Origin of the sequence: Aureibaculum luteum (genome assembly GCF_003449015.1) — a bacterium.
Classification (GTDB): domain Bacteria; phylum Bacteroidota; class Bacteroidia; order Flavobacteriales; family Flavobacteriaceae; genus Aureibaculum; species Aureibaculum luteum.
This window is the reverse complement of the sequence record NZ_QRGD01000002.1, coordinates 520,876-545,440: the sequence shown is the minus strand read 5'-3', so window position 1 is coordinate 545,440 and position 24,565 is coordinate 520,876. Positions and strand designations below refer to the sequence as shown.

The following is a 24,565-nucleotide window of genomic DNA, read 5'->3' as shown; positions in this document are numbered from 1 at the left end:
GAGTAATCCTTAATTTAACAGGTAAAATTACTCTATAAAAAATTAGTGAATTAACTTTAATACTTAAAACTTTAGCTCAAAAGAATAAGCAGTTAAAAATTTAAACTTATTGAGTTATAATAAGACTCACTTAAAAAAATGACAATGCTATTTTTTAAATCTAGAATATTTAGTTAATTTCTTTGTAGTATTAATAAAGTATACACCTGTTAAAAGTACAACAGCTGCGATAATAGACTGAGTGGTAATTTGCTCTTCTAAAAAATACCATCCCAAACCCAAAGCAATTATAGGATTTACATACGTAGAGGTTGCTACTTTTTCAGGAGAAACATTTTTTAAAAGGTAATTAAAAGACGTAAATGCCACGATACTTCCAAAAGTAATTAAAATGAGCATTGAAAATTGGACTTTACCACTCCATTCTATGGGATTAGTCCATTGTTCTCCAAATAGAAAACTGGCAATGAGTAACATAGTTCCACCTGTTAACATTTGATATCCTGTATTCACAAAAAAATTACTTGGTAAGTCGGCTTTGGCTACAAATAAGCTACTGTATCCCCAACTTATCATACAAGCAAATATCATTAAAAGTCCTATCATTGTATTTTCATTACTAATAATTTCTGATTGACTGACTAATAAGTACATTCCTATCATGCCTAAAACAATGCCTACAAGAGACATAGGCTGAATCTTTTTCCCTTCAAAAAATCGCATTAATAGAAGTACCACAAGAGGCTGGGCTGAAATTTCAAGAGCTGCAAAGCCACTATCTACATATTTTAAAGCCCACACCACTACTCCGTTTCCAAAAGTTAAGAATAAAAAACCAGCAATAATGGTGTTTTTAAACTGCTTTCCGGTAATAGCGATGCTAATACCTAAAATTTTGGCTATTATAAAAATAAGTAAGCTTGCAACTAAAAATCGAATAGCGGCTAATTTAAATGGAGGAAGCTCTGTAACTGCAATTTTGTTAAGTAAATAGGTAGAACCCCAAATTACATAAATTGAAAAAAAAGCTAATACAATAAGTACTTTGTTGTTGGGTTTGGTCATTGATTAAAATAATTCGGGATAAAATTATACATTAATCTATAACGAATCTATATTTATGTGATAATTAAAAATAAATAGTTGATTGTTCTGTTGAATCCTACATTTATTACAATGTGAAACATGTACAAATTCGTAGGGTTGTCCTATTTCAAAAACAGAGTCGTTCTCAACTAATTTAAAAATACGATCACAATCAACTATACCTTGAGGTGTATATCTTACTATTCTATAAGTATTACTAATGGTAGTTGTTTCCATACTAAACCAACACCCCGTACCTTGACCTGATAACCATTTAGAATTTTCTGGAATAGTTTTTGGCAAGTTCGGTGGTATTAGTGTTCCTATCAATCCCATAGATAGTCTTTAAAAGTTATGATTCTCTACTTCTTTTATTGAAGTATTATCTTAATTAGTCTATTAATAAACAAACCATTTTTTTAAAAAATAAAATTTGCTTTTCTTTTTATAAATTTCACCATTAATCACCTCATAATAATAAGGTAAATCATTCAATACTTTTGTGTTTGACCTTGGTGTCGCTGAAATGGTATAAGGTACTCTTATCAATAATTTAGTGAACCAATTTTTAGTAGAAGCTAAAACTACTTGAACTACAAAACGTGAACAGTTGGTTCCATACCATTCAAAAGGTCCATAGCTTATTGCTTCACGATCTTGCATTGCTTTTACTTTCTTAAAAGCACGTTCAAAATTAATTCCCTCAACAATTGAGGCCGATAATCTTCCATCACCATGACAAGCTTTATTTCTATATCTATCAAACAATATTTGATCTAAATTAAGAATCTCTCCATTCTCAATTTGTGCCTTTATTTTTACTTGTATATCTGGATCGGTCAGTTTACTCCTTACCCTTCCATATTTTATAGGTGTATGATATCTTCCAAAATCAAAGTAATGGACATCTTTGTTGTTATGGTTAATGAGTAAAAATGCGGCATGCCCTGCTGAATAATGCCCGTCTTTACAGATTCCAACCCACTTCATAGGGATATCATACCACTTACCTTCATGAATGACTTTTGTGTCTGGCCAAGCTAATGCTATTATTGTTGCGTCTTTAACCATAAAAAGGAATCATATGCTAAACAAATTTATAGTTTCTATTTCCTAAGTCCTATCCTAGCTCAAAATATGACTAAGATAATTCAGTCAATTTATATAGAATATTTTTTATTACCAAAACCTTCATTATTAAAAGTATTACAAGTTGATGAGCAGTAATTATAAATGAAGTCAACCCAAAAATAACATAATTAATTGTTGTAATAGTAGTGCCAATGCAAATATTTAATAAACCAGTAATAAGGCCGTTTTTGAACTGTTTGCAGATAATAACAAGACATTAGCTAATTGTTATTAACGACAACGTTATGTAATCATTTAGTTTTCAGTGCATTAAATTTAGATGTGTTTTTAATAAAACTTATTAATTATAATTGTTTAATTCATAGTTTATTATAAATTTGCAGCTACAAAAAAACACTAGTTAAACTCTAAGTTAAATTAAAAACATTAAATTATGAGAAAAGTATCAGTATTATTATTGACAATGGTATTATTGTCTGCATGTGTATCAAAAAAGAAATATGTTGCACTTGAACAAGACAGAGACCAAATTAAAGGTGAATTACACAAAACTGCAATTGAAAAAGACGAATTACAATCTAAATTTGCTGCAATTGAAGCAAAAGTTGATGCTTATAATTCAAAAATAAATGCCCTTAAAGAAGAAAGTGATGCTAAGTTAACTACTTCTGACGGAAGTGTTATCTCTACAGATGCAAAAAAACAAATGAGAGCTACCATCTCAAAAATGGATTCAGAAGCTGTTAAAGGTGCGAAAACATTAAAAGATTCTATGAACCTTGCTGTTTCTTATAATTTAAAGAAAACAATGGCTGGTAGTGAATTAGGTGAAGATTCTAATGGCGAAATTGATATCAATATTAACGAAACTGTAGTAATGATTACTATTGCTGACAATTTATTGTTTAGAACAGCTAGTTATAGAATGAGTAATAAAGCTGATGGTGTTCTACAAAAAATTGCTGATTTGTTAGCTTCTGAGCCTAGCTTAGATTTAATGGTTGAAGGTCATACAGATTCTAGAACTATCAATACAGGTGCTATTAAAGACAACTGGGACTTAAGTGTATTACGTGCAACTTCTTTAGTAAGAAGAATGCAAGATAAATTTAAAGTTGATCCTTCAAGATTAATTGCTTCAGGAAGAAGTAGCTACCAACCTTTAGTTGAAAATGATTCTAAAGAGAACAGAGCAAAAAACAGAAGAACTCGTATCGTTATTATGCCTAATATTGATAAATTCTTCGCATTAATGGCTGACAAAGAATAAGCTCATTATAAATAATTTATATAAAATGCCTGATGAATTTTCATCAGGCATTTTTTTTTACTTCACTTTTTATAAAATTACTCTAATGATATATCAATTAGCTTAAGCAGTTCTATTAGCAAAATTATATGAAAGGTGAATGCTAGATTTAATATCTTTTAAATAAGCTTTAAAAGCTACTTTCAATAGGTTTATTTATTTGTTGCCTAAATAAAAGATCGCCGTATATCTCACTCCATTTGAATTGTGGAATGTTGTTTATATATATAAGTGAGTTGCATAAAAAAAAGCCCAATGATAAACTCATTGGGCTTTTTTTATACGGTTACTATTTGCCTACTGTTGTTTTACTCTTACTGCATTTAGACCTTTTTGTCCTTTTTCAAGTTCAAAAGTTACTTTATCATTTTCTTGAATGTCATCTATTAAACCACTTACGTGACAGAAATATTTTTCATTATTCTCCATATCCACAATAAACCCAAAACCTTTCTTATCGTCATAGAAATTAACCTTTCCTTTTCTGATTGGATCTTCTTCTTCGTAATCCTCTTTCTTAGGTACACCAACTACAATATCCGCAGCGGCAACTTTTAACTTTCTTGCTGGGTCTGGCGGTGTATCTGTAAGCTGCCCAAATTCATCAACATATACAAATGTATCATCCTTTTCACCAGATTTACGGGCTTCTTTACGCTTTTTTTTATCTTCGCGTTTTTTTAATCTCTTTTTTTCTCGTTCTTTTTTTCCAAAGGTTTCTTGTGCTCTTGCCATTCTTTATCTCAAAACTGTTTTAATGCTTTTTAAAGCTGTTATCCTGCAAAGATAGTGAATTTTGAGGAATTTATTTTTAATTATTGATTATTGCTTCGCTAATTTACGTAAAGCCACCCATTGTTTTAGCATTTCTCTTGATTCTGTTGCTGGATAACCAAGCATTATTTTACCTGCCGCAACATCACCCATCACACCAGATCCTGCACCAATAGTGGCTCCAGAATGAATTGTAGTATGATCTTTTATAGAAGCACTACCTCCTATAATAACACCATCTCCTAATGTAACAGAACCTGCCAATCCACTATGCCCAGCCATGATACATGACCTTCCCATTATACAATTATGAGCAATTTGCACTAAATTATCAATTTTACACCCGTCACCAATGATGGTTGAGCTAAATTTACCTCTATCTACACAGCTATTCGCTCCGATTTCAACACCATTGCCAATAATTACATTACCAATTTGCGGAATTTTCACCAATCCTCTACCATCATCACTAGGTCTGTAACCGAAACCATCAGCTCCAATACTCACATTGGTATGAAAGATACAGTAAGCACCAATTTCTGTGCGTTCTCTAATAACGGTACCTGACCAAACAATAGTATGTGCACCTATGCTTGTTTCATCCATTATGGTAACATTTGGATATAATATAACGCCATCTGCCAATACTACATCTTTTCCAATATAACATCCTGCTCCTATTTTACATCCTTTACCTAATTTTGCAGTTTCATGCACCACTGCTGTAGGATGGATATCAATATCAAAAACTGGAGGTGGTGGATTAAAAACTTCTAAAAGCTTTGCCATAGCCAAATCTGCATTTTTCACTTTTATTAAGGCACGATTCTCTCCGGGTTCAACGGTGAATTTTTCATTTACAATGGCGGCTGAAGCCTTAGATGAATTCCAATATTTAATATATTTTGTACTCCCAATAAATGTTATATGGTTATTTTCTGCTTTATCTAATTGTTCTGGGCCTGTTATTTGAGAAGTTGTATTCCCAACAAGCTCTCCGTCCAATATATTATTAATTTCTTCTATTGAATATGATTGCATAGTACTATTTTACTTTTTTAGTTTGATTGTTAAATATAATGCTAATTAATATAACAGTACATTTATTACTGAGGATTTTTAGCTTTTACAGATGCAATGATAAGTGTTATAAGAAAAATGATATTAAGGTAACTGATATAACTGTAAGATCCCAAAGTAGTATAGCTATAACTAAACAAGCTCGGAGCAATAGCACTTGCAATCACTAAAAAACTCATTATTTTACCCGTTATTGCACCTAAATGTAATCTACCATAAAATCTCGGCCAAGACACTGCATTTATAACTGAAAACATACCACCCATACCTCCTAATCCTATAACTAATAAATAGATTCCAATTGAATTACCAAGGAATAATAATCCTACGGTAGCTAACAAACCACTAGACAACATCAGGTAAAGCAATAATTTTTGACGTACATAATCGCTTAAAATATTAAATAGAGTCCCAACAGAAATAGCTATAATTGATATGGGTAAAAAAATGGAAATGGCCTCACTTTTAGAATAGTCGTGATTAGCGAATATGGATACAATATGAAAAGTAAATCCTGTTATAAAAAAACTATTAAATGCTAATGTAAGTCCGAACACCCAAAAAGCTCGTGTTTCTTTAGCTTCTTTTAACGTAAATTGATGTTCTACTTTTTTTACTTTAACCTTATCTTCTATTATTTTAGAACCATCGGGTATCATGTTGAAATCTTCAGGGTTATTTCTATAGAATTGTAAAATGAAAAAGCTAAAAATCAACAAACAAATAGCTATAAGTTGCCAACTGAGTTGCCATCCATGATCATCAATAAGTCTATTAAGCAATATAGGAGAGCTAGAAAAGCCGAGAGAAACCGCAACGCTACTTAAAGCATTAACTTTACCTCGGTTCTTATCAAACCATATCATTATCATATTTCTAGAAGCCATGGTTAATACACCTTGCCCAGAAAACCTAATCATAAAAAACAACAGAGAAATTACTGAAAATGGAATAATCCAAGAGGTATTGTTGAACAACGTTTTAAGGAATTCACTTATTGAAACCGATACGGAAGCTAATAATAATGAAATAGCTAAGACTATGGCAGCAAAAAAAGCAACATACCGAGCACCATATTTATCAAAAAGTACTCCTGCCCTTGCGACAAAAAAGGAACTCATAAAAGTACCAATCATATAGGCATTACTAAACTGATTTCTGGTAAGTCCTAAAGCATCTTTAACCGGATCAGTAAATACTGATACTCCAACCGTTTGACCTGGTATACTAGCCCAAACACCAATAGTACCAATAAACAAAACGATATACCCATAAAAAAATGGAACTTTATTAGGGTTTACAAAGGAGAATTTATTAGTCGTTGACATCAATGATTTTAGAGTTGTCAAAGGTACTGATATAAGTAATTTTGAAGGTCTTAATTAAATCTAATTTTAAAAAATTATAAGATTAGATTTAAATTAATTCTTATTCCTTTTCATGTTCTTCTATATCCTTACGAAGGTCTAATTTTCTTAATTTAGGAAAGAAAACCCCTGTCATACTCACGGTAAGTAAGGTCATGGCCCCTCCAAATACAACCGCAGTTACAGTACCCATAAGTTTGGCCGTAAGTCCACTTTCAAATGCTCCTAACTCATTAGAAGACCCAACAAACATTGAATTTACCGATGCTACTCTACCACGCATATGGTCGGGTGTTTTTAATTGTAAAATGGTTTGTCTAATAATCATAGAAATTCCATCTGTAACACCACTTAAAAAGAGGGCCACAACAGAAATCCAAAACCAAGAAGATAAGCCAAAGACGATAATACAAATACCAAATCCAAATATGGCGGCTAATAATTTCATACCTGCATTTTTATTCAGCGGAAAATATGCAGAAGTGAACATTATCAATAGTGCCCCAACTGCTGGAGACGCTCTAAGAATACCAAACCCTTCTGAACCAACATGTAAAATATCTTGTGCAAATATGGGTAATAAGGCTACTGCTCCACCAAATAAAACAGCTATCATGTCTAAAGTTATGGCTCCTAAAATAACTTTGGTAGAATAAACAAACTTGATTCCTTCTTTTAAGCTTTTGAACACATTTTCACCAATTTTGGGATTTAATATCGGTTTTTTAGAAATAAAAGATAAACTGATTAGAGCTATTATTGAAAAAGCAAAAACTAGACATAAAGACCAATGTACACCAATCCAATTGATAGAAAATCCGGCCAAAGCAGGACCTAGAACAACTCCCATTTGCCAAACAGAACTGCTCCATGTTGCTGCATTAGGATATATTTTTTTTGGTACAATTAACGCAAATAAAGAAAAAATTGTTGGACCTAAAAAGGCACGGATAAATCCTCCTAAAAAGACTAAAAAATATATAGAATAAAGAATTTTATTGGAAGACCAACCAGAAACTACTTCTGGCCATGTTAGTAAAAACAACCCAAAACTAATCACTGAAAAAGCTAATAGACATTTAATTAGTAATCCTTTCTTCTCTTTTTGATCTACAATATGTCCTGCAAAGAGAGCTAAGGAAACTGCTGGAATCACTTCCATTAAACCAATAATCCCCAACGAAAGTGGATCTTTGGTTAAACTATACACCTGCCATTCGATAACTACAAATTGCATGGACCAAGCAAATACCATCGCAAAACGCATTACTAAAAATATATTAAATTCTTTAAAACGTAATGCTGCGTAAGGATCGTTTTTTTGCACTTTTATTATAGTTTTAGTTCTATTTCGAAAATTTTAGTACAAATAGGTAATGCTATTATAAAATTATCGTTGAAGAGATCAAAGATAAAAAAACGCAAAACATGCAAAGCTATACAGCCTAACTATTTTACGTTTTTAAATTAAATAAATTAATTTGCTAAAAAAATAACAAATCAATGCTATAAGTCTATAATTTCATACTTCAAAAAACGAAGACTTTATTTTAATACTATAGGTAATTTAATATGAGATGGGTATTGTCTAGAATGATGAATCTTATTATGAGCTACAACACCTTCTGTTTCATCGTAATTTTTACCACCCGTATTCAAGTTTCTTGCAAAACGAGGAAAATTACTACTCGAAATTTCTATGCGAATACGATGTCCTTTTTCAAAATAATTACTCGTGGTCATCGGACTTAAATTTACTTTGTAAACTTTACCATTTTCCATAAAAACTTCTTTATCATAACCTTCTCTATATCTAACACGTTGAATTGTTTCATCTAAATTATAAGCCTTTCCATCAGGATACACATCCATAATTTTGATGGTAAAATCAGTATCCTTTGCATCAGAAGATACGTAAAGTGTAGATTCTATAAAACCACTCACTTCGATACCTTTTTTTAAAGGGTCAGAGGTATATACTAAGATATCGTCTTTTTTTTCCATTTCACTTTGGTCAAATGCTCCTCCTTTTACAGCATTACCTGTGCAACAAACATTACCTCCATAAGAATTAACAGGGCTCATTGGGTCATATGTAAATCCGTCAGGCTGATCTTTACTACTTGGTTTTTTAGTTGCTAAGACTCCATCTCCATTTAAAGTATTTGCCTTACCTGCACTATTCAGGTAATATGTAAAAAGTTTAGCTCCTTGAGGCGGAAAAGTCTCAGAAGACTGCCATTTATTGATACCCATCGTAAAATACTGAACTCGAGGCGTTTTTTCTTTAAAATCATTTTTTTCTCCTTTCAACCATAAATCGAACCAAGCATATATTTGTTCTTCATAATTTAGTCTGGCATCACCAACAGAACGCTCTCCAACTATCGTATTTTCTTTAGCTCTAGTATACCCGCAATGCATTGTGGGAGCAATAACTAAATATTGATTATCTCTAACTTCAGCATCTTTACCGTGCTCTCTAACATGGTTAAATAAAGCTATATTTGGCCCAACAGAAACATCATACCAAGAGGCAAACCAAAAACTTGGAACTCCGAAATTATCATCCGCTTGATAAATACCGCCTTTAGCCCAATCTGGATGATTAGGGGTTCTACGTATCATTTTATCAAAAATTTCTTTTTTACCGTTTATGTTTTTTAAAATATCTTGTAAAGGCAAATGATTTAACGCTTCCGCCATATCCACTTTTGGATTTTCAGGAGCTAAATCATAAAATCTTGAAATTCTAATTAAATCTTCCTGTGTAGCTCCAGCAGGTATTCTAGGTTTAAATTTATCGTGCTCAACACCATATAGCCAAGAAAAAAAGAGCATTTGCTCTACGCCGCCTCGATACCAATTACCTTGCTCGTTAAAAGGCCCAACTTTACCAACACCTGCACCATAACCTTGTGGAATCATTGCGGCATGTGAAGGATGATCTAAAGCGGCAACCGCCATTTGCCATTCTGCAGTTGAAGAACAACCAATGGTTCCTATTTTTCCATTAGACCATTCTTGATCTTTCATCCAGCTAAAGGCATCGTAACCATCTGTTAAGGGTACACCTAAAATATCCCATTCACCTTCAGAATAGTATCTTCCTCGTTCATTTTGTACTACATAAGCGTAACCTCTCTTAATTGCAGACAATGCATTATTAGCTGTTCTTGTTCGTTGTTCTCCATCACCCCATGAGTTAAAATTGTAGGGTGTTCGTGAAAATATAATCGGATATTTACCATCACCTTTAGGCCGATAAATATCTGTTGCTAGCCGAATTCCATCACGCATAGGCATCATCACTTTTTGATCAACGACTGCTATTTCTTCCAGTTCTTTTAGGGTGCTATTTTCTTCTTGTGCTTGTAAGAAAAAGTTTCCGACAGTAAAGAAAAGAACTAGAAATAAAGTGTTTAGAATTTGTTTTTTCATGATTTGGAGAGGTTTAGTTTAGTTAATTGTAAAAGTAATCAAAAATACAGAAATGAATTTTGATTGAATTCCGATCCGTTTTTACTCATTAAAATGTACGTACTTTTTAAGATTAGAATCCTCACAGATAAAGGAAAGGTTTTCGTTTTAAATTCCCTTATACTCAAAATATACTTGACCACAATTGGATTCATTATAATGATTGATAATAACAAGTTTTCCTGCATCTAAAAAGCTTTGTGCTCCAGATTGATCCCACCAATTTTTATCGTCATTATAAGATTCATATAGTACACCATCAAAATCAGAAGCATTCTCTACCCTATTTTTTGCCATACATTTCATTCCTTTAGAATGAACATAACTACAAAGTTTTTGATAGTAATCAATACCTTCATTTTCTGTTACTTCCACTCCATAAGCAGTTCTTAATTCATCATCATAAAACCAGTCCATATTATCAAACTCTACCCAATCAAAGCCCCATGCAGCAATTTTATCTATTCTTGCTTTCATAACTTCTAAAATACCTGAGGTAGTAGATTTTACAAAAAACTCATCTGGCCATTCTCCCCAAGGCGTCGAAACTAAATAAGCTTGCATTTGATTATAATCATCTCTATACGTTTCACCCGTACCAATACTAATATAAGCTCCAACTTGATTGTTCTTAGCTTTTATATCCTCAATATGTTCTATAACATCATCTTGAAATGGATCCAGTAAAACATAACCATTTTCTGCATTATTTTTAATATAATCAATGGTATCTTCTGCATAATTCTCTTGATAGGCTTGGTTATAAATTGGGATTGCATCACTATTAATAGGCTCATCTACTTTAGAGTCGCTATTACAAGAATATAAAATAAAGATAAGAGCAATCAAATGGTAATATTTCATTTTAGTATGTTTAGTTATTTATTTTTTTTAAAAGTATTGCCTATAATTTTAATAGAAGTATGGATGTCTTATAAAATTATTTAGATGTATTTACTTACATAAATGATACTTAAACTTTAGTACCTTACTTTTAAAAATTTGATTATTTTTACCATTCTATTAATCTATATTTTTAATAAAATCTTTATTTTATGATTCTTTTAAAACATTTTAAAAAATTATTATTATTTGTTGTTACCCTAAGTGTAACTTTTGTTTTTGCTCAAGATAAGCTTAAAAGTATGCCTGGCTATGAACGATACTCTGAAATTGCTCCTCAAATTAGAGGTGCTATGAAAAGTGGAGCCATAAGCGTAGATTGGCATAAGAATGGTAATAATTTCGAATATAATAAAGATGGGAAACGTTTCTTATATGACATTACTATAGATGAAACAAATGAAATTGGAGACGCTGTGGTTCCTGATTGGAGAGCCAGATATGCTAACAGACCACAACGTGGTAGACAATATGCTTCTACTGATTCTCCTGATGGTAAATTAAAAGCCTATACCAAAGATAGAAATATGTATATCAGTGATATTGATGGAAATAATGTAGTAGCGATAACCACTGAAGGAAATGATGACAATCAAATAAAATATGGAATAGCTACTTGGGTTTATGGTGAAGAATTAAGTCAAACTACTGCGATGTGGTGGTCACCTGATAATAAAAAAATAGCATTTTATCGTTTTGATGAAAAAGAGGCTAAAAAATACTATGTATTATATGATCAAACTAAAATTCAAGATTCTGTTGAAATAGAAGCATATCCGAAAGTTGGAGCTAAAAATTTACCGGTAGATTTGATGATGTATGATTTGACCACTAAAAAAATGATTACGCTTGACACTCGCAATGGAAAATTATTTAATGATGGTGATTTAGGTACCTATTTATATGACATCTCGTGGTCTCCTGATGGTAAAGAATTATTGTATCATAGTACCAATAGAAAGCAAAATATAATGGAACTTAAAGCGGCTGACCCAGCTACTGGTAAAAGTCGTGTTGTAGTGCGTGAAGAATGGTTACCGAGTTTTACGGAGAACTCACCCGAATTTCATATTTTAAAAGATGGAAAACGATTTATTTGGGCTTCAGTACGTAATGGTTTTAACAATTACTATCTGTACGATTTTAACGGGAAACTTCTAAAAACTTTAACCAATCATAATTTTGAAGTTTCAAGTATTGTAGATGTTGATGAGAAGAAAGGCATCTTATATTATATGGCTAGAAGTGGTGATAACTTCATGAAAATGCAATTGCATAAAGTGAAGTTAAATGGTAAAGGTGATGTTCGTTTAACAGACCCTGTATATAATCATAGTGTAAGTATTTCACCAAATGGTAAATATATTGTTGATGTGGCTGAAACACATGATATTGCTCCTTTTACTAATTTATTAAATGCAAAAGGTAAAATCATTAAAAAGTTATATCAAAGTGACATGACTGATTTTGAAAAATTAGGATTGAAAAAAGTAGAAGTCTTTACTTTTACTTCAGCTGATGGAACAACCCAATTACACGGTATGTTGCATTTTCCTTCAAATTTTGATCCAAATAAAAAATATCCTCTTTTATTAAGCAACTATGGTGGTCCGGCAACCAATGCATTTAGAGAAACTTTTAGAACTCCTGATGCCTTAACGGAATATGGCTTTTTAGTAGCAAATATTGACGGAAGAAATGTACGTGGACGTGGTAAAAAATTATTAGATCAATTGTATGGTAATTTAACCATTGTAGAACAAGACGATTTTGCTGAAGGTATCAAGTCCTTATATGATAGACCTTATTTTGATAAAGACAATGTTGGTGTATTCGGTACTTCTTATGGAGGTACAACGGCAGCTGCAAGTTTATTACGTTTTCCTGAGGTATATCATGCAGCTGTGGCAAATTCAGCAGTAACCGATTGGAGAAATTATGATAATATTTACACAGAACGTTTTATGAATACGCTTGAAGATAATAAAGCAGGCTATGATGCGGCTAGTTTAATGACGTATGCTCCTAATCTTAAAGGCGAATTAATGATATTTTTTGGTTCTAGTGATAATAATGTACACCCAGCAAATTCGTTGCAATTAATTCAGGCCTTACAGAAAGCTGGTAAAAGTTTTGAAGTCCAAATTGGTCCTGATAAAGGACATACACGTTTAAATGTAGATAGAATGATGGAATTTTTTATTGAACATTTGGTATTGGATTAGTAGATGAATTCAAATAATAATTAAACACTATACTAAAATTCCCCTTCTTGAATAAGAAGGGGAATTTATTTTATCTATAGGATGCTAAATCGTTTAATATACCTTTAACTAGATAAAAATATGCTTTTACCAGGCGGTTCAAAACTTATCTATATTTTATAAATGATTATTACTTATTTAAAAAAACCAACTAATTTTTGAATGGCTTTGCCTCTATGGCTAATTGCACTTTTCTCTTTCATTGACATTTCAGCAAAAGAAGTATCAAACCCTTTGGGTTTAAAAATGGGATCATAACCAAAACCATCTTTTCCTTGTTGTACTTTTAGAATTTCACCTTTACAAATACCATCAAAAACATGTTGTTCACCATTTAAATTCAACACAACAACCGTTTTAAATTGAGCTGATCTATCCTTTTTGCTTTTTAAATTTGATAATAATTTCGCCATATTGGCTACAGCATCATTTGCTGGTCCGGCATACCTAGCAGAATACACACCAGGATCACCATTTAAGGCAGTAACCTCTAACCCTGTATCATCAGCAAAGCAATCGTAACCATAAGTTTTGGTAATATAATCTGCCTTAATTTTTGCATTACCTAATAGGGTATTGGCTGTTTCTAAGATTTCTTCGTTACAATTAATATCTGAAAGACTTAATAATTCGATGCTCTCTGGCATTAATTGTTGAACTTCTTTTAATTTATTAGGATTATGTGTTGCAAATACTATTTTCATCCGTTCTCTCTTAATTATATTTATTGTCAGTTACAGCTAGATATTTAGCTTTTAGGTAGCTAGCCAAAAATGATCTGTCTCATTTTTAACTGTTCACAAAATTAAGAAAAGCTTTTAATGGAAGGGTTGCATAACTCAACATTTATTAGCAATTTTATAAGCTATAATTTAAATCCACATAAATGGAAATATTAGGTATAGATGTTGGCGGTACTGGCATCAAAGGAGCAATAGTAAATATAGAAACAGGTGAACTGGTTTCTGAAAAACATCGTATTCCTACACCGGAAGGGGCAAAACCAAATGATATTGCTGATGTTATAGCACAAATAGTAGCACATTTTAAATGGAAAGGAGAAGTTGGCTGTGGTTTTCCGGCAATTATTAATCACGGACAAGTTTTAACTGCCACTAATATTCATGATAGTTGGAAAGAGGTACATGCGGACGAATTATTTTCAAAACGTACAGGTTTAGAATTTCATATAGTTAATGATGCCGATGCTGCGGGATTGGCTGCCATGACATTTGGGGCAGGAAAAGATAAAAAAGGCACGGTAATAATGATAACTATCGGTACAGGTCTAGGTTCTGGAATGTTTTACGATGGTGTACTTATACCAAATATTGAATTAGGGACGGCCCCTTTTAGAAAAAACATGAATTTTGAACAATACGCCGCAGATTCTGTACGTAAACGAGAAAATTTATCTTATAAAAAATGGGGGAAACGTTTTAATGAATTTTTGAACTTTGTTAAATTTTTAGCGTCTCCAGATTTAATTATTTTGGGTGGTGGAGCCAGTAAAAAAATAGATAAATTTCAAGATGAATTAACGGTAAATGTACCCGTAGTGCCTTCTCAATTTGAAAACGAAGCTGGTATTGTTGGTGCTGCAATTGCTGCTTCAAGAAAATTGTAATTAAATGATATGAAAAGAAGAAAGTATATTTTTACGTTTTTAGCATTTAGTATTTTTATTTTTACATCTTGTGAAAGTAATGTTGAAAAAACTCAAGAAAATCCATTAGAAAATCAAATTACCCTTGTTAAAACTGAGTTTGCACCTGACAAAAGAGTTGCCTTATTTGATGTAAGTTCTGTTAAAAATGATAATCAAATTATTCTTAAAGGGACTTCAAACTTACCTGAAGCCGTTAAAACACTAAAGGAAAACTTAAAAAAAGAAGAAATTACATTTGTTGATAGTATTCAAATGTATCCTGATGCTATTTTAGATGGAAAGATAAAGGCTGTTGTAAAAATATCAGTTGCCAATTTAAGAAGTAATCCTAAACATTCTGCAGAATTAGCTACACAAGCTACTTTAGGTACGCCCTTAAATGTATATACAAAAAAAGACAATTGGTACCTAATTCAAACGCCTGATAAGTATTTAGCTTGGGTTGATAGTGGCGGAATTCAATTGATGAAAGAATCAGATTTTGCTACATGGAAACTGGCAAATAAAATAATATTTTTGGGTACTTACGGAGAATCTTTTGAAAGTGAGAGTAAGTTTAGTCCTGTTGTTTCTGATGTGGTAGCTGGTGATATTTTTGAAGTACTTGATGAAGTTGGATTATTTTTCAAAGTAAAATATCCAGATGGGCGGATGGCTTACATCGAAAAAAACAAAGCTATGAATTACAATAGTTGGTTGGCAAGTCTAAACCCAACACAAGAATCGATGGTAGAGACTGCAAAAACGTTAATGGGTCTTCCGTATTTATGGGGTGGTACATCTTCAAAAGGTGTTGACTGTAGTGGTTTTACTAAAACGATATTCTTTTTGAACGGATTGGTTATACCTCGTGATGCTTCTCAACAAATACATACGGGTAAATTAATTGATGATGATAAAAGTTTTGATAATATGGAACCTGGTGATTTACTATTCTTTGGTAAACCTGCAACAGAAACTTCGAAAGAAAGAGTAATTCATGTAGGTATGTGGATAGGGAATAATGAGTTTATTCATTCTGCAGGCCGAGTACATATTAGTAGTGTTGATAAAAATGCAGCCAATTATGATGCCTATAATTACAACAGATATTTACGCTCTAAACGGATGCTTAATGAAGAAGATGCTAACATTATTAACCTAAAAGAACCAGGTGTTTTCAGAGATTAAATACGATTTTATTAAAAATAAAAAAAATTATTAAAATTCAATAAAAATCATTATATTTGCGACTAATATTAATTTATAATTTTTAAACATGAGTAAAGGAACAGTAAAATTCTTCAATGAATCTAAAGGATTCGGTTTTATAACAGAAGAAGGCTCTAACAAAGAACATTTTGTACACATTTCTGGATTAATCGACGAAGTACGCGAAGGTGATGAGGTTGAATTCGATTTACAGGAAGGTAGAAAAGGACTAAACGCAGTAAATGTAAAAGTATTATAATATATATCTTTTAATTTTTTTACTTACAAAGGCCTATCAAAATTTGATAGGCTTTTTTTATGTCTTAATTTTAAATTTTAATTATTTTGCAATTTAATTTCAGATTACAACCTATTTATGAAAAGTGAAAAAGAAAAAATGTTGTTGGGTGAACTCTACAATCCAAATGATAAAACGTTGGTTAAAGATAGGCATGAAGCACGTTTGATATTTAGAAAAATTAACACAATATCAAATAATGATACCAAATTAACGAATAATTTATTTCGTGAACTTTTTGGAAAAACTGGAAAAGGTTTATTTATTGAACCTCCTTTTTATTGTGATTATGGCTACAATATAAAACTTGGAAATCAGGTTTTTATGAATTACAACTGCTGTATTTTAGATGTAGCAGAAGTTACTATTGGCAATAGAGTAATGTTTGGTCCAAATGTTCAAATCTATACGGCCACTCACCCACTCGATGCCAAAACTCGAGCGTCATGGTTAGAATTTGCCAAACCTATTACTATTGGTGATGATGTATGGATTGGTGGTGGTGCAATTGTGTGTCCTGGAGTTACCATTGGCAACGGAGCTGTAATTGCAGCCGGTGCTGTAGTTACAAAAGATGTAGAAGCCAATGTTGTTGTGGGGGGAAATCCTGCTAAAATTATTAAGAAAATTGATAATTAATTTCCACTATAATTTACAAAATTTCTTGGTGTTTCGTATAACGTAACCGAAAGCTCATGATTCTTATTGATATGTGCACGTAATTTATTCCAAATAACAACCACTATATTTTCTGCAGTTGGGTTTAGCCCATCAATATCATTAAATTCAGCAACTTCTTTATTTAGGTTTTTATGATCAAAAGTGTCTTCAATTTCTGTTTTAATTAAATTTTTTAACACCTTCATATCCATTACAAAACCAGTATCAGGATCAATTTTTCCAGTAACAGCTACTGTTAAATCATAATTATGTCCATGGTAATTAGGATTGCTACATAACCCAAAAACTTCTAGATTTTTTTCGTCAGACCAATCTGGTTTAAATAACCGATGTGCGGCATTAAAATGGGCCTTTCTATTTACAGTTACCTTCATACTTTTGCTTTATTTATATGCGTATAAAACCTATCGAAAATAATTTTAAACCATTCCGTATATAGTTCAGGTCGTTTTTGCATATCTGATTTCACTTCCTCCAATGTCATCCATTTAAAGGCTTCCACTTCTTCTGAATTAATGTTGGGGTTATCATCATAACTACCAACCAAAACATGATCAAGTTCGTGTTCTGTTAAGCCATTATCAAAAGGTGCTTTATAAATAAAAGACAACACATCTTTTAATTCGGTTACAAAACCCATTTCTTCAAATAAACGACGTTTACCCGCTTCAATATTTGTTTCACCTACACGTTGATGGCTGCAACAGGTGTTCGTCCACAACAACGGAGAATGGTACTTAGTAGCAGCACGTTGTTGCAATAACAACTGATTGGTATCATTAAATACAAATACTGAAAAAGCTCTGTGCAACACCGCTTTTTCATGAGCCTCCATCTTGGCCATAGTACCAATTTGCTCATCCTTTTCATTTACTAAAATTACTTGTTCTTCTACCATAATATATGCCGCAATTTACTAAATAAAAATAGTTGAATCAACACTTTTTATTTTAATAGAAGTAGTTTCTCCATTTAGGTCAGTCCAAGCTACATAGATAATACCATTTACCAATTCTAATTGAGGAAAACCACTAGCTCTTGCAGCCGATATATTTGCTATCGTTATGGGTTTAGATTTTGTTCCGTCTTTATGTACTTTTAATACTTTTATCTCAGCTTCATCCTTAGTAGATTCCATCCAACTTACCAAAGCATTATCTTTATCTAACAAGGCTACATCCACCCTACCTATCGGTTTTCCATTATCGATTTGAATGGGGCTATCAAAATTTCGACCGTTATTACTAGAAAAATTAAATTTACTTTAGGCACAGAATTGGCTGCGGTAAACCAAGAAACTACTAATGTAGAATCAATCGCAGCGGCTTTTGGTCCATTTACTGGGCAACCTTTTATAGCCCAATTATCATTATGGATGATTTTAGGGATTGTCCAACTACCATCTACAAATCTGGAAATAGAAATATCTCTTACTTCTTCATCTGACCGATCTCTATACACTACAATGGGTCCGTTATTTGTAATTGCTGCACTCGTTTGGCAACATTCACATGTTTTAGTATCTAATAAAAAATCATCAATAACATCTCCGGTAGACAGTACCGTAGCTGCTCTTATATTCATGGCTCCATTACTCTCATGTTCCTCGCCATGTTCTCCTCCACTTGTATTTCTGCCATCTAACCAAGTGGCAAAGAAATGGTCTTTATAGGGTAAAAGGGTCACAAAACCATGTTCCGTGGCAGTATTATCATTATGTAGTAAAAAATCATTGCCAAACGTATCGCCATTAGTGCTTGAAACCATTAAATGAACATTGTATGCATAAGTAGCTGGTGCTGATTTTTTTAAATATTGGATAAGTATGTTATCATTATTTTTTGCTGTTGCTGGGAAATCAGCCCAATTGACAAATAAATTATACTCTTCGGTTAATTTAATAGGACTTGTCCATTTTCCATCAATATATTCCGCATAATTTACAGAAGCTAAAGAATCGTTTATTTGTTGTGTAAATGAAAGTAATAATTCATCACCATTAGCAAATAAAAATGGATGTTTACTGTTTTCAGGTAAAACAATAGGAACGTCTGATATTACAATATCTGTTTTATCTTTTTTACAAGAAATAAAGACACTAACAACAACTAGGTAAATAATAACAATTCTTTTCATTCTATACTTTTTAATTGTTTTATCATTTCGGCAGAATTCCATTCTTGTGCTCCATCCAATCGTTTTACCAATTCTCCTTCTGTATTATAAATAAAAGTGGCTGGCAATGCATGAATGTTTAATTTGTCTAATGAGGTCTGGTAGCGTAAATACTGAAAAGGAAATTGATGTTTTTCTTTAAACTTATCAATTTTACTCATTTCATCTGTAGTGGCAAATAAGAAAACATAGTTTTCTGAGGCCAACAATTCATGAGCCTCAGCCATAGATGGCATTTCATCAATGCAAGGAACACACCAAGTAGCCCAAAAATTTATCAAAATTCTTTTCCCTTTAAAATCAGATAGTAATACGGAATTACCTTCTAAATCTTTAAAGTCCGCTGTAGATTCAGTTTTATGAGCACAACCTATAATTATTATAAAAAGTAAACTGGAAATAGTGTGTTTTAACGACATTTATACATATATAAGAATCAAATTTACAAAGATTTACTTGAATACTTATATATTTGTAAGAGATTAACAATGGACATGAAGGGAAGAATTTTAAAATTATTTATGCTAATTTGTATTGCTTTTAGCATTATAAATTGCAAAAAAGAAACGTCAACCGAAATTAGCAAACCGAAGGCTGTTGAAAAAATAAAACAAGTGCAACCTCAAGAAGTTGAAATTGTTGCCTCCAAACCATGGGACTCTATTACTCATGATAACGCCATTGATTTTTTAATTGCCTATGGCAAAGAGCATAAAGAAAATAAATTACGTGTTAAAACCCGTTTGGGAGATATGATTGTTCAATTGTACGATGATACTCCATTGCACCGAGCTAGTTTTTTGTTTTTGGTAAATGCAGGATATTTTAATACAACTTGTTTTCATAGGGTTGTGCCCGGTTTTATAGTGCAAGGTGGTAATTCAGAAAACTATTCAACCGTAAAAATTAAAAATAAATACGAAAACTACACAATTCCACCTGAGTTCAGAAAAAACCATAAACATAAATTTGGGGCGTTAGCTGCGGCTAGAGAATGGGAAAATAACATCAGTAAAAAATCAAATCCGTTTGAGTTTTATTTTATTCAAGCTAAAAATGGTGCCCATCATATTGATGGAGAACATACCGTTTTTGGTGAAGTTATTAGTGGGTTTAATGTATTGAATAAAATTGCGAAACAAAAAACAGGAAGAGATGAATGGCCTTTAAAAGATGTTTTTACGGAGATTGAAGTGATTGAGTAAAGGAAAGCCTGCACATCACCAAAATAATAAAATAGTAGAACTTCATCAGAACTAGAAAGCTAATGAAAATATAAAAATTCTTCATTTAATAGAAATTTATATTAAAAATGGAGAATGAATCTAACACCTCAATTCAAAACTTTCATTAAAGCATATCTCAAAGAATTCCAACAGCTTACACTCATATTATAAGATTTATTATAAATGTGGTTCCATTCTTTTTGCTATATTTATTAAATATAAATTACTCATGAATGAAAAAGTTGATGTCTATTTAAATAATCTTGACCAATGGAAAGAGGAACTGACGAAACTTCGTGAAATAATTCTCGATTGCGGATTAACAGAAGATTTTAAATGGATGCATCCGTGTTATACAATTAATGGAAAAAATGTTTTATTAATCCATGGATTTAAAGATTATTGTGCCCTTCTCTTTAATAGAGGGGCTTTATTAAAAGACCCTGTAAATATATTGATTCAGCAAACAGAGAATACTCAATCGGCAAGACAAATTCGATTTACAGATATAACAGAAATTGAAAAACAGGAAGCTGTTCTCAAAGCCTATATTCTAGAAGCGATTGTAATTGAAAAGTCAGGACTTAAAATAAATAGAAAAAAGACTTCAGATTTTGATGTACCAGAAGAATTAAACAAAAAATTTGAAGAAGATTTGAATTTTAAAAAGGCCTTTAACCAACTATCACCTGGTAGACAACGAGGATATCTATTGCATTTCTCACAACCCAAACAATCAAAAACACGAACATCTCGAATAGAAAAGAACACGGCTAAAGTTTTAGAGGGTAAAGGCTTAAATGATTGTACTTGTGGGCTTTCAAAACGAATGCCCAATTGCGACGGTTCTCATAAACAATTATAAAACAACCTTCGTATTCTATATTTTTTATTCTTTTATAAAAAAAATGCAATAGATTAAAAAAGTGTCGTCTTTACTATCAAAGAACCTTCAAAATGGTTTTTTAAATGAATTTGGAATCAGAAAACAACAAAAAACTTAAAGATTTTTTCGGAAGAGAATATCAATCACTCAAGAGGTATGTGAACACAAAAATCAGTGACACCGCCAATAGAGATGCCGAAGATATTATTCAAGATGTAGCTTTAAAGTTATTTTCTGGGGCAGATAGATATGCTCCTATAAACAATGTAGCAGGTTTTGTTTATAGGTCAATTAGAAATAAGATAATTGACGTATTGCGTACTTCTAAGCCCACGCGTTCTGTTGCTATTGATAATAATTTATTAGAATTAGCGGAAGTATTTAACAACACTTCTGACGATTACACTTCTGAAAAAATGATATTGATATTAAAAGAATGCATTCAACAATTAAAACCTGCATACAAAGATATTATTGTTGCCGTAGATTTTGAAGGTTATACTTATAAAGAGATTTCAAATGAAACGGGCATACCAGAAGGAACATTAATGTCTAGAAGGCATAGAGCCATAGGAATATTATATAAAAAAATAGAATTAGAAATTAACAATTATTAAATATAGAAATCATGAAAATTTTTTTCACTCATAAATTTAGAAAAAGATCACCCTTAGAGATTGTTGGAATAATCATTTTTGGTGCTACTGCCATTACAGGGCTGGCTATATTATTTGGTTTTGTAATCATGTGGTTATGGAATTGGTTAATGCCACTGATTTTTGGTCTGCCACTACTCAACTATTGGCAAGCTGTTGGGTTATTTATTTTACTTAAAATTCTTATTGGTGGATGTGGAACCGGAGGCAGTAGTAAATCATCTAAGAATTCAAAAAATGAATGTAAAGATGATTCGAAAACCGATTTTTCAAAATGGAAACATTATGATAAGTTTTGGAAAGAAGAAGGTGATGCTTTTTTTAAGCAATTTGTTGACAAACAAAATTCTCAAAATGAGGATAATAGTACTCAATCAGAATCACATTAAAATACTATAATGGAACTACTCATATTTAAAACCGATATAAAATCTAGAAAAAAGGTAAAATCTTTAAGACCAATATTTAAAAAGCATTCTGATATTTTACAATGGTCAGTTGATTTAGAGGATATTGACAATGTACTAAGAATTGAAGCTACTGATAATCTATCAGAAAATGAAATTATCGATTTGGTTCAGTTAAATGGTTTTTATATAAAAACATTACCAGATTAAAACAGCTAAACAGTAGTTAAATTATAATTGTTTATAAAATCAAAAAAAGTACTTTTGAGTAAATTGAAAGTGCATTTTCAAAATAACAAAAGTACTTAAATTAACAATAATTACTAACCACTATATTGTTGAAAGAGCCAGTTCTGTAACTTTTAAAATATTAGACGGAACTTTGGTTCCATTTACAACTTTATCTGGAGAAACAGGCCCCTCATTATCTGATACAACCGATGTAACATGCGTTGTTGAGTTATCTATCTTATATTCTTTTCGAAACCCTACAAGTTGTATAGAAATATTTTTATCTCTAGAACCATCATTTGCAAATTCTTTTATCAATTGCAATACATCATAGTCAATATAGATTGTATTAGAAGCATCAATTACTACTTCACTATTTTCTGGTAAGTGTGCAAAAGTTTGTTTGATTGCCGCTTTATTTAAAAATGATACTTCTTGTGCTAATTCCATATTAATAGTTTCACCTGCGGTATGCTTATCTTTCTTAAAGAAGTAAGCTAATTTTACATTACCACGTAAAATAAAGTAAATACTAACGGCTAAACCAATACCAACACCTACTAATAAATCGGTCATCACTATGGCAACTACTGTGATTACAAACGGTATAAATTGAAATTTTCTACTATTTTTCCACATGTGTACAAATATTCTAGGACTCGCCAACTTATACCCTACTACTAATAGAACAGCAGCTAATGATGCCAACGGAATTTTGTTTAGAAAGAATGGAATAGTAATCACTGCTATCATTAAAAAGACACCATGTGAAATGGCAGCAATTTTAGTTCTACCACCAGAGGCTACATTGGCAGAGGTTCTCACAATTACAGAAGTAATAGGTATTCCTCCAATCAGAGAACTTATCATATTTCCAATGCCTTGTGCTTTTAATTCTCTATTTGTTCTTGTATATCTTTTTAACGGATCCATTTTATCAGCTGCTTCAATACATAATAAAGTTTCAATACTTGCTACAGTAGCAATGGTAATGGCCACCACCCAAATTTCAGAATTCCCTATTTGTGAAAAATCAGGAAGACTAAATTGACTCCAAAATTGATTCATAGATTCCGGTATTGGCAGACTTACCAAATGGTCTTGTCCAATTGCCAATGAAGAACCTGTTAATTTAAAAACTTCGTTGATTGCGATACCTGCTAAAACCGCTATCAAAGCACCAGGTAAAGATTTCATTTTCATTAAAAAGGGTACTTTCATAAAAGCTATTAAAATGGCTAAAGAGGCTAATACGACAATTAAAGCTCCTGGATGTATATAATTAACCATATTGCTTAGGGTTTGAAAGATTTGATGCTCACCTGTTGCATTGATATAAAAATAGTCACCTTCATGCATTTCATCGAAACCAACAGCATGTGGTAATTGAGATAATATGATAATAATACCGATAGCGGCTAACATACCTTCAATTACGTTAGATGGTAAATAATTAGACAATACCCCTGCTTTTAAAAAGCCAAAAATGATTTGCATTGCACCTGCTAAAAAACCTGCAAGTAAAAAGGCTTCAAAGGAACCTAAACTTGCAATAGCTGCAAGTACTATAGCCGTTAACCCAGCTGCTGGACCAGAAACACTCAGTTGCGAATCACTAAGCATACCCACTACAATACCAGCCACTACACCTGATATAATACCCGCAAATAATGGGGCTCCACTTGCCAATGCAATCCCCAAACACAAGGGTAAGGCCACTAAAAAAACTACTAATCCTGATTTTATATCTGATTTTAAATATTTTGTCGAAAAATTTTTCATATTTATTT

The 24,565-nt window shown here is 31.9% G+C and carries 27 protein-coding genes; 11 read left to right on the top strand and 16 right to left on the bottom strand.

The genetic code is table 11. The features are described 5' to 3' along the window. Positions 1-147: 147 nt before the first annotated feature. The 3 genes from D3P13_RS07615 to D3P13_RS22490 all read right to left on the bottom strand — a co-directional run bounded on the left by D3P13_RS07615 (position 148) and on the right by D3P13_RS22490 (position 2,157). Positions 148-1,065, bottom strand: a complete 918-nt coding sequence (locus D3P13_RS07615) for an EamA family transporter (RefSeq protein ID WP_117880775.1) — start codon at positions 1,063-1,065, stop codon at positions 148-150. Between the two features lie 36 nt (positions 1,066-1,101). Next, positions 1,102-1,422 carry a DUF6695 family protein gene (locus D3P13_RS22495; protein WP_117880773.1) on the bottom strand — a complete coding sequence of 107 codons (321 nt, stop codon included), beginning with the start codon at positions 1,420-1,422 and terminating at the stop codon, positions 1,102-1,104. A gap of 63 nt (positions 1,423-1,485) precedes the next feature. After that, positions 1,486-2,157, bottom strand: coding sequence for a DUF6695 family protein (locus D3P13_RS22490; RefSeq protein ID WP_117880771.1), 672 nt, complete (start codon positions 2,155-2,157; stop codon positions 1,486-1,488). Positions 2,158-2,611: 454 nt separating this feature from the next. Between D3P13_RS22490 and D3P13_RS07600 the strand changes: the two genes are divergently transcribed. Next, on the top strand, positions 2,612-3,448 hold the full coding sequence (locus D3P13_RS07600) for an OmpA/MotB family protein (protein WP_117880770.1): 837 nt from the start codon (positions 2,612-2,614) through the stop codon (positions 3,446-3,448). 336 nt (positions 3,449-3,784) lie between these two features. Here D3P13_RS07600 and D3P13_RS07595 read toward each other — a convergent pair whose 3' ends face one another. The 6 genes from D3P13_RS07595 to D3P13_RS07570 all read right to left on the bottom strand — a co-directional run bounded on the left by D3P13_RS07595 (position 3,785) and on the right by D3P13_RS07570 (position 11,052). Next, on the bottom strand, positions 3,785-4,222 hold the full coding sequence (locus D3P13_RS07595) for a cold-shock protein (protein ID WP_117880768.1): 438 nt from the start codon (positions 4,220-4,222) through the stop codon (positions 3,785-3,787). Positions 4,223-4,309: 87 nt separating this feature from the next. After that, a complete protein-coding gene (gene lpxD, locus D3P13_RS07590; RefSeq protein ID WP_117880766.1) occupies positions 4,310-5,302 on the bottom strand; it encodes a UDP-3-O-(3-hydroxymyristoyl)glucosamine N-acyltransferase in 993 nt (330 codons plus the stop codon). A gap of 65 nt (positions 5,303-5,367) precedes the next feature. After that, positions 5,368-6,669 carry an MFS transporter gene (locus D3P13_RS07585; RefSeq protein ID WP_117880764.1) on the bottom strand — a complete coding sequence of 434 codons (1,302 nt, stop codon included), beginning with the start codon at positions 6,667-6,669 and terminating at the stop codon, positions 5,368-5,370. Between the two features lie 100 nt (positions 6,670-6,769). Next, positions 6,770-8,035, bottom strand: a complete 1,266-nt coding sequence (locus D3P13_RS07580) for an MFS transporter (RefSeq protein WP_117880762.1) — start codon at positions 8,033-8,035, stop codon at positions 6,770-6,772. Positions 8,036-8,253: 218 nt separating this feature from the next. Further along, a complete protein-coding gene (locus D3P13_RS07575) occupies positions 8,254-10,149 on the bottom strand; it encodes a CocE/NonD family hydrolase (RefSeq protein ID WP_117880760.1) in 1,896 nt (631 codons plus the stop codon). 147 nt (positions 10,150-10,296) lie between these two features. Further along, on the bottom strand, positions 10,297-11,052 hold the full coding sequence (locus tag D3P13_RS07570) for an endo alpha-1,4 polygalactosaminidase (RefSeq protein ID WP_117880758.1): 756 nt from the start codon (positions 11,050-11,052) through the stop codon (positions 10,297-10,299). Between the two features lie 191 nt (positions 11,053-11,243). Between D3P13_RS07570 and D3P13_RS07565 the strand changes: the two genes are divergently transcribed. Next, positions 11,244-13,316 (top strand): S9 family peptidase, encoded by a 2,073-nt coding sequence (locus tag D3P13_RS07565; protein WP_117880756.1) that lies wholly within the window; start codon positions 11,244-11,246, stop codon positions 13,314-13,316. Positions 13,317-13,489: 173 nt separating this feature from the next. Here the strand turns inward: D3P13_RS07565 and D3P13_RS07560 are convergent, their stop codons facing one another. Beyond that, positions 13,490-14,059 (bottom strand): non-canonical purine NTP diphosphatase, encoded by a 570-nt coding sequence (locus D3P13_RS07560; protein ID WP_117880754.1) that lies wholly within the window; start codon positions 14,057-14,059, stop codon positions 13,490-13,492. Between the two features lie 182 nt (positions 14,060-14,241). On the opposite strand from D3P13_RS07560, the gene ppgK reads away from it, so the two are divergent. The 4 genes from ppgK to D3P13_RS07540 all read left to right on the top strand — a co-directional run bounded on the left by ppgK (position 14,242) and on the right by D3P13_RS07540 (position 17,152). Continuing rightward, complete coding sequence (ppgK, locus tag D3P13_RS07555) at positions 14,242-14,982, top strand: polyphosphate--glucose phosphotransferase (RefSeq protein ID WP_117880752.1); 741 nt, start codon at positions 14,242-14,244, stop codon at positions 14,980-14,982. Positions 14,983-14,991: 9 nt separating this feature from the next. Continuing rightward, positions 14,992-16,194, top strand: coding sequence for an SH3 domain-containing C40 family peptidase (locus tag D3P13_RS07550; RefSeq protein ID WP_117880750.1), 1,203 nt, complete (start codon positions 14,992-14,994; stop codon positions 16,192-16,194). A gap of 88 nt (positions 16,195-16,282) precedes the next feature. Continuing rightward, complete coding sequence (locus tag D3P13_RS07545) at positions 16,283-16,474, top strand: cold-shock protein (RefSeq protein ID WP_117880748.1); 192 nt, start codon at positions 16,283-16,285, stop codon at positions 16,472-16,474. 117 nt (positions 16,475-16,591) lie between these two features. Further along, positions 16,592-17,152 carry a sugar O-acetyltransferase gene (locus D3P13_RS07540; RefSeq protein WP_117880746.1) on the top strand — a complete coding sequence of 187 codons (561 nt, stop codon included), beginning with the start codon at positions 16,592-16,594 and terminating at the stop codon, positions 17,150-17,152. On the opposite strand, the gene D3P13_RS07535 is transcribed toward D3P13_RS07540, so the two are convergent. Genes D3P13_RS07535 through D3P13_RS07515 form a run of 5 tightly spaced genes read right to left on the bottom strand, consistent with a single transcriptional unit; the run spans position 17,149 to position 19,788 of the window. After that, a complete protein-coding gene (locus D3P13_RS07535) occupies positions 17,149-17,568 on the bottom strand; it encodes a 6-pyruvoyl trahydropterin synthase family protein (protein WP_117880744.1) in 420 nt (139 codons plus the stop codon). The two genes, D3P13_RS07540 and D3P13_RS07535, sit on opposite strands and share 4 nt — an antisense overlap. After that, positions 17,565-18,092 (bottom strand): isopentenyl-diphosphate Delta-isomerase, encoded by a 528-nt coding sequence (idi, locus tag D3P13_RS07530; RefSeq protein ID WP_117880742.1) that lies wholly within the window; start codon positions 18,090-18,092, stop codon positions 17,565-17,567. Before idi ends, D3P13_RS07535 begins: the two co-directional genes overlap by 4 nt. 18 nt (positions 18,093-18,110) lie before the next feature. Continuing rightward, the gene (locus D3P13_RS07525) at positions 18,111-18,377 is read right to left on the bottom strand and encodes a hypothetical protein (protein ID WP_117880740.1); all 267 of its coding nucleotides are present in this window, start codon (positions 18,375-18,377) and stop codon (positions 18,111-18,113) included. Between the two features lie 5 nt (positions 18,378-18,382). Continuing rightward, the gene (locus D3P13_RS07520; RefSeq protein WP_117880738.1) at positions 18,383-19,330 is read right to left on the bottom strand and encodes a hypothetical protein; all 948 of its coding nucleotides are present in this window, start codon (positions 19,328-19,330) and stop codon (positions 18,383-18,385) included. Then, entirely contained in the window at positions 19,327-19,788 is a 462-nt protein-coding gene (locus D3P13_RS07515; protein WP_117880736.1) for a TlpA family protein disulfide reductase, read from the bottom strand. The genes D3P13_RS07520 and D3P13_RS07515 overlap by 4 nt, the downstream gene beginning before the upstream one ends. A gap of 75 nt (positions 19,789-19,863) precedes the next feature. On the opposite strand from D3P13_RS07515, the gene D3P13_RS07510 reads away from it, so the two are divergent. The 5 genes from D3P13_RS07510 to D3P13_RS07490 all read left to right on the top strand — a co-directional run bounded on the left by D3P13_RS07510 (position 19,864) and on the right by D3P13_RS07490 (position 22,754). Further along, positions 19,864-20,574, top strand: a complete 711-nt coding sequence (locus D3P13_RS07510; RefSeq protein WP_232829153.1) for a peptidylprolyl isomerase — start codon at positions 19,864-19,866, stop codon at positions 20,572-20,574. 250 nt (positions 20,575-20,824) lie between these two features. Then, on the top strand, positions 20,825-21,460 hold the full coding sequence (locus D3P13_RS07505; RefSeq protein ID WP_117880734.1) for a DUF1801 domain-containing protein: 636 nt from the start codon (positions 20,825-20,827) through the stop codon (positions 21,458-21,460). 104 nt (positions 21,461-21,564) lie between these two features. Beyond that, entirely contained in the window at positions 21,565-22,098 is a 534-nt protein-coding gene (locus tag D3P13_RS07500) for an RNA polymerase sigma factor (protein ID WP_117880732.1), read from the top strand. A gap of 11 nt (positions 22,099-22,109) precedes the next feature. After that, positions 22,110-22,526 (top strand): hypothetical protein, encoded by a 417-nt coding sequence (locus D3P13_RS07495; protein WP_117880730.1) that lies wholly within the window; start codon positions 22,110-22,112, stop codon positions 22,524-22,526. 9 nt (positions 22,527-22,535) lie between these two features. Next, positions 22,536-22,754, top strand: a complete 219-nt coding sequence (locus D3P13_RS07490) for a hypothetical protein (RefSeq protein WP_117880728.1) — start codon at positions 22,536-22,538, stop codon at positions 22,752-22,754. A 120-nt stretch (positions 22,755-22,874) separates the two neighbouring features. Here D3P13_RS07490 and D3P13_RS07485 read toward each other — a convergent pair whose 3' ends face one another. Further along, complete coding sequence (locus D3P13_RS07485) at positions 22,875-24,557, bottom strand: SulP family inorganic anion transporter (RefSeq protein WP_117880726.1); 1,683 nt, start codon at positions 24,555-24,557, stop codon at positions 22,875-22,877. Positions 24,558-24,565 lie beyond the last annotated feature (8 nt).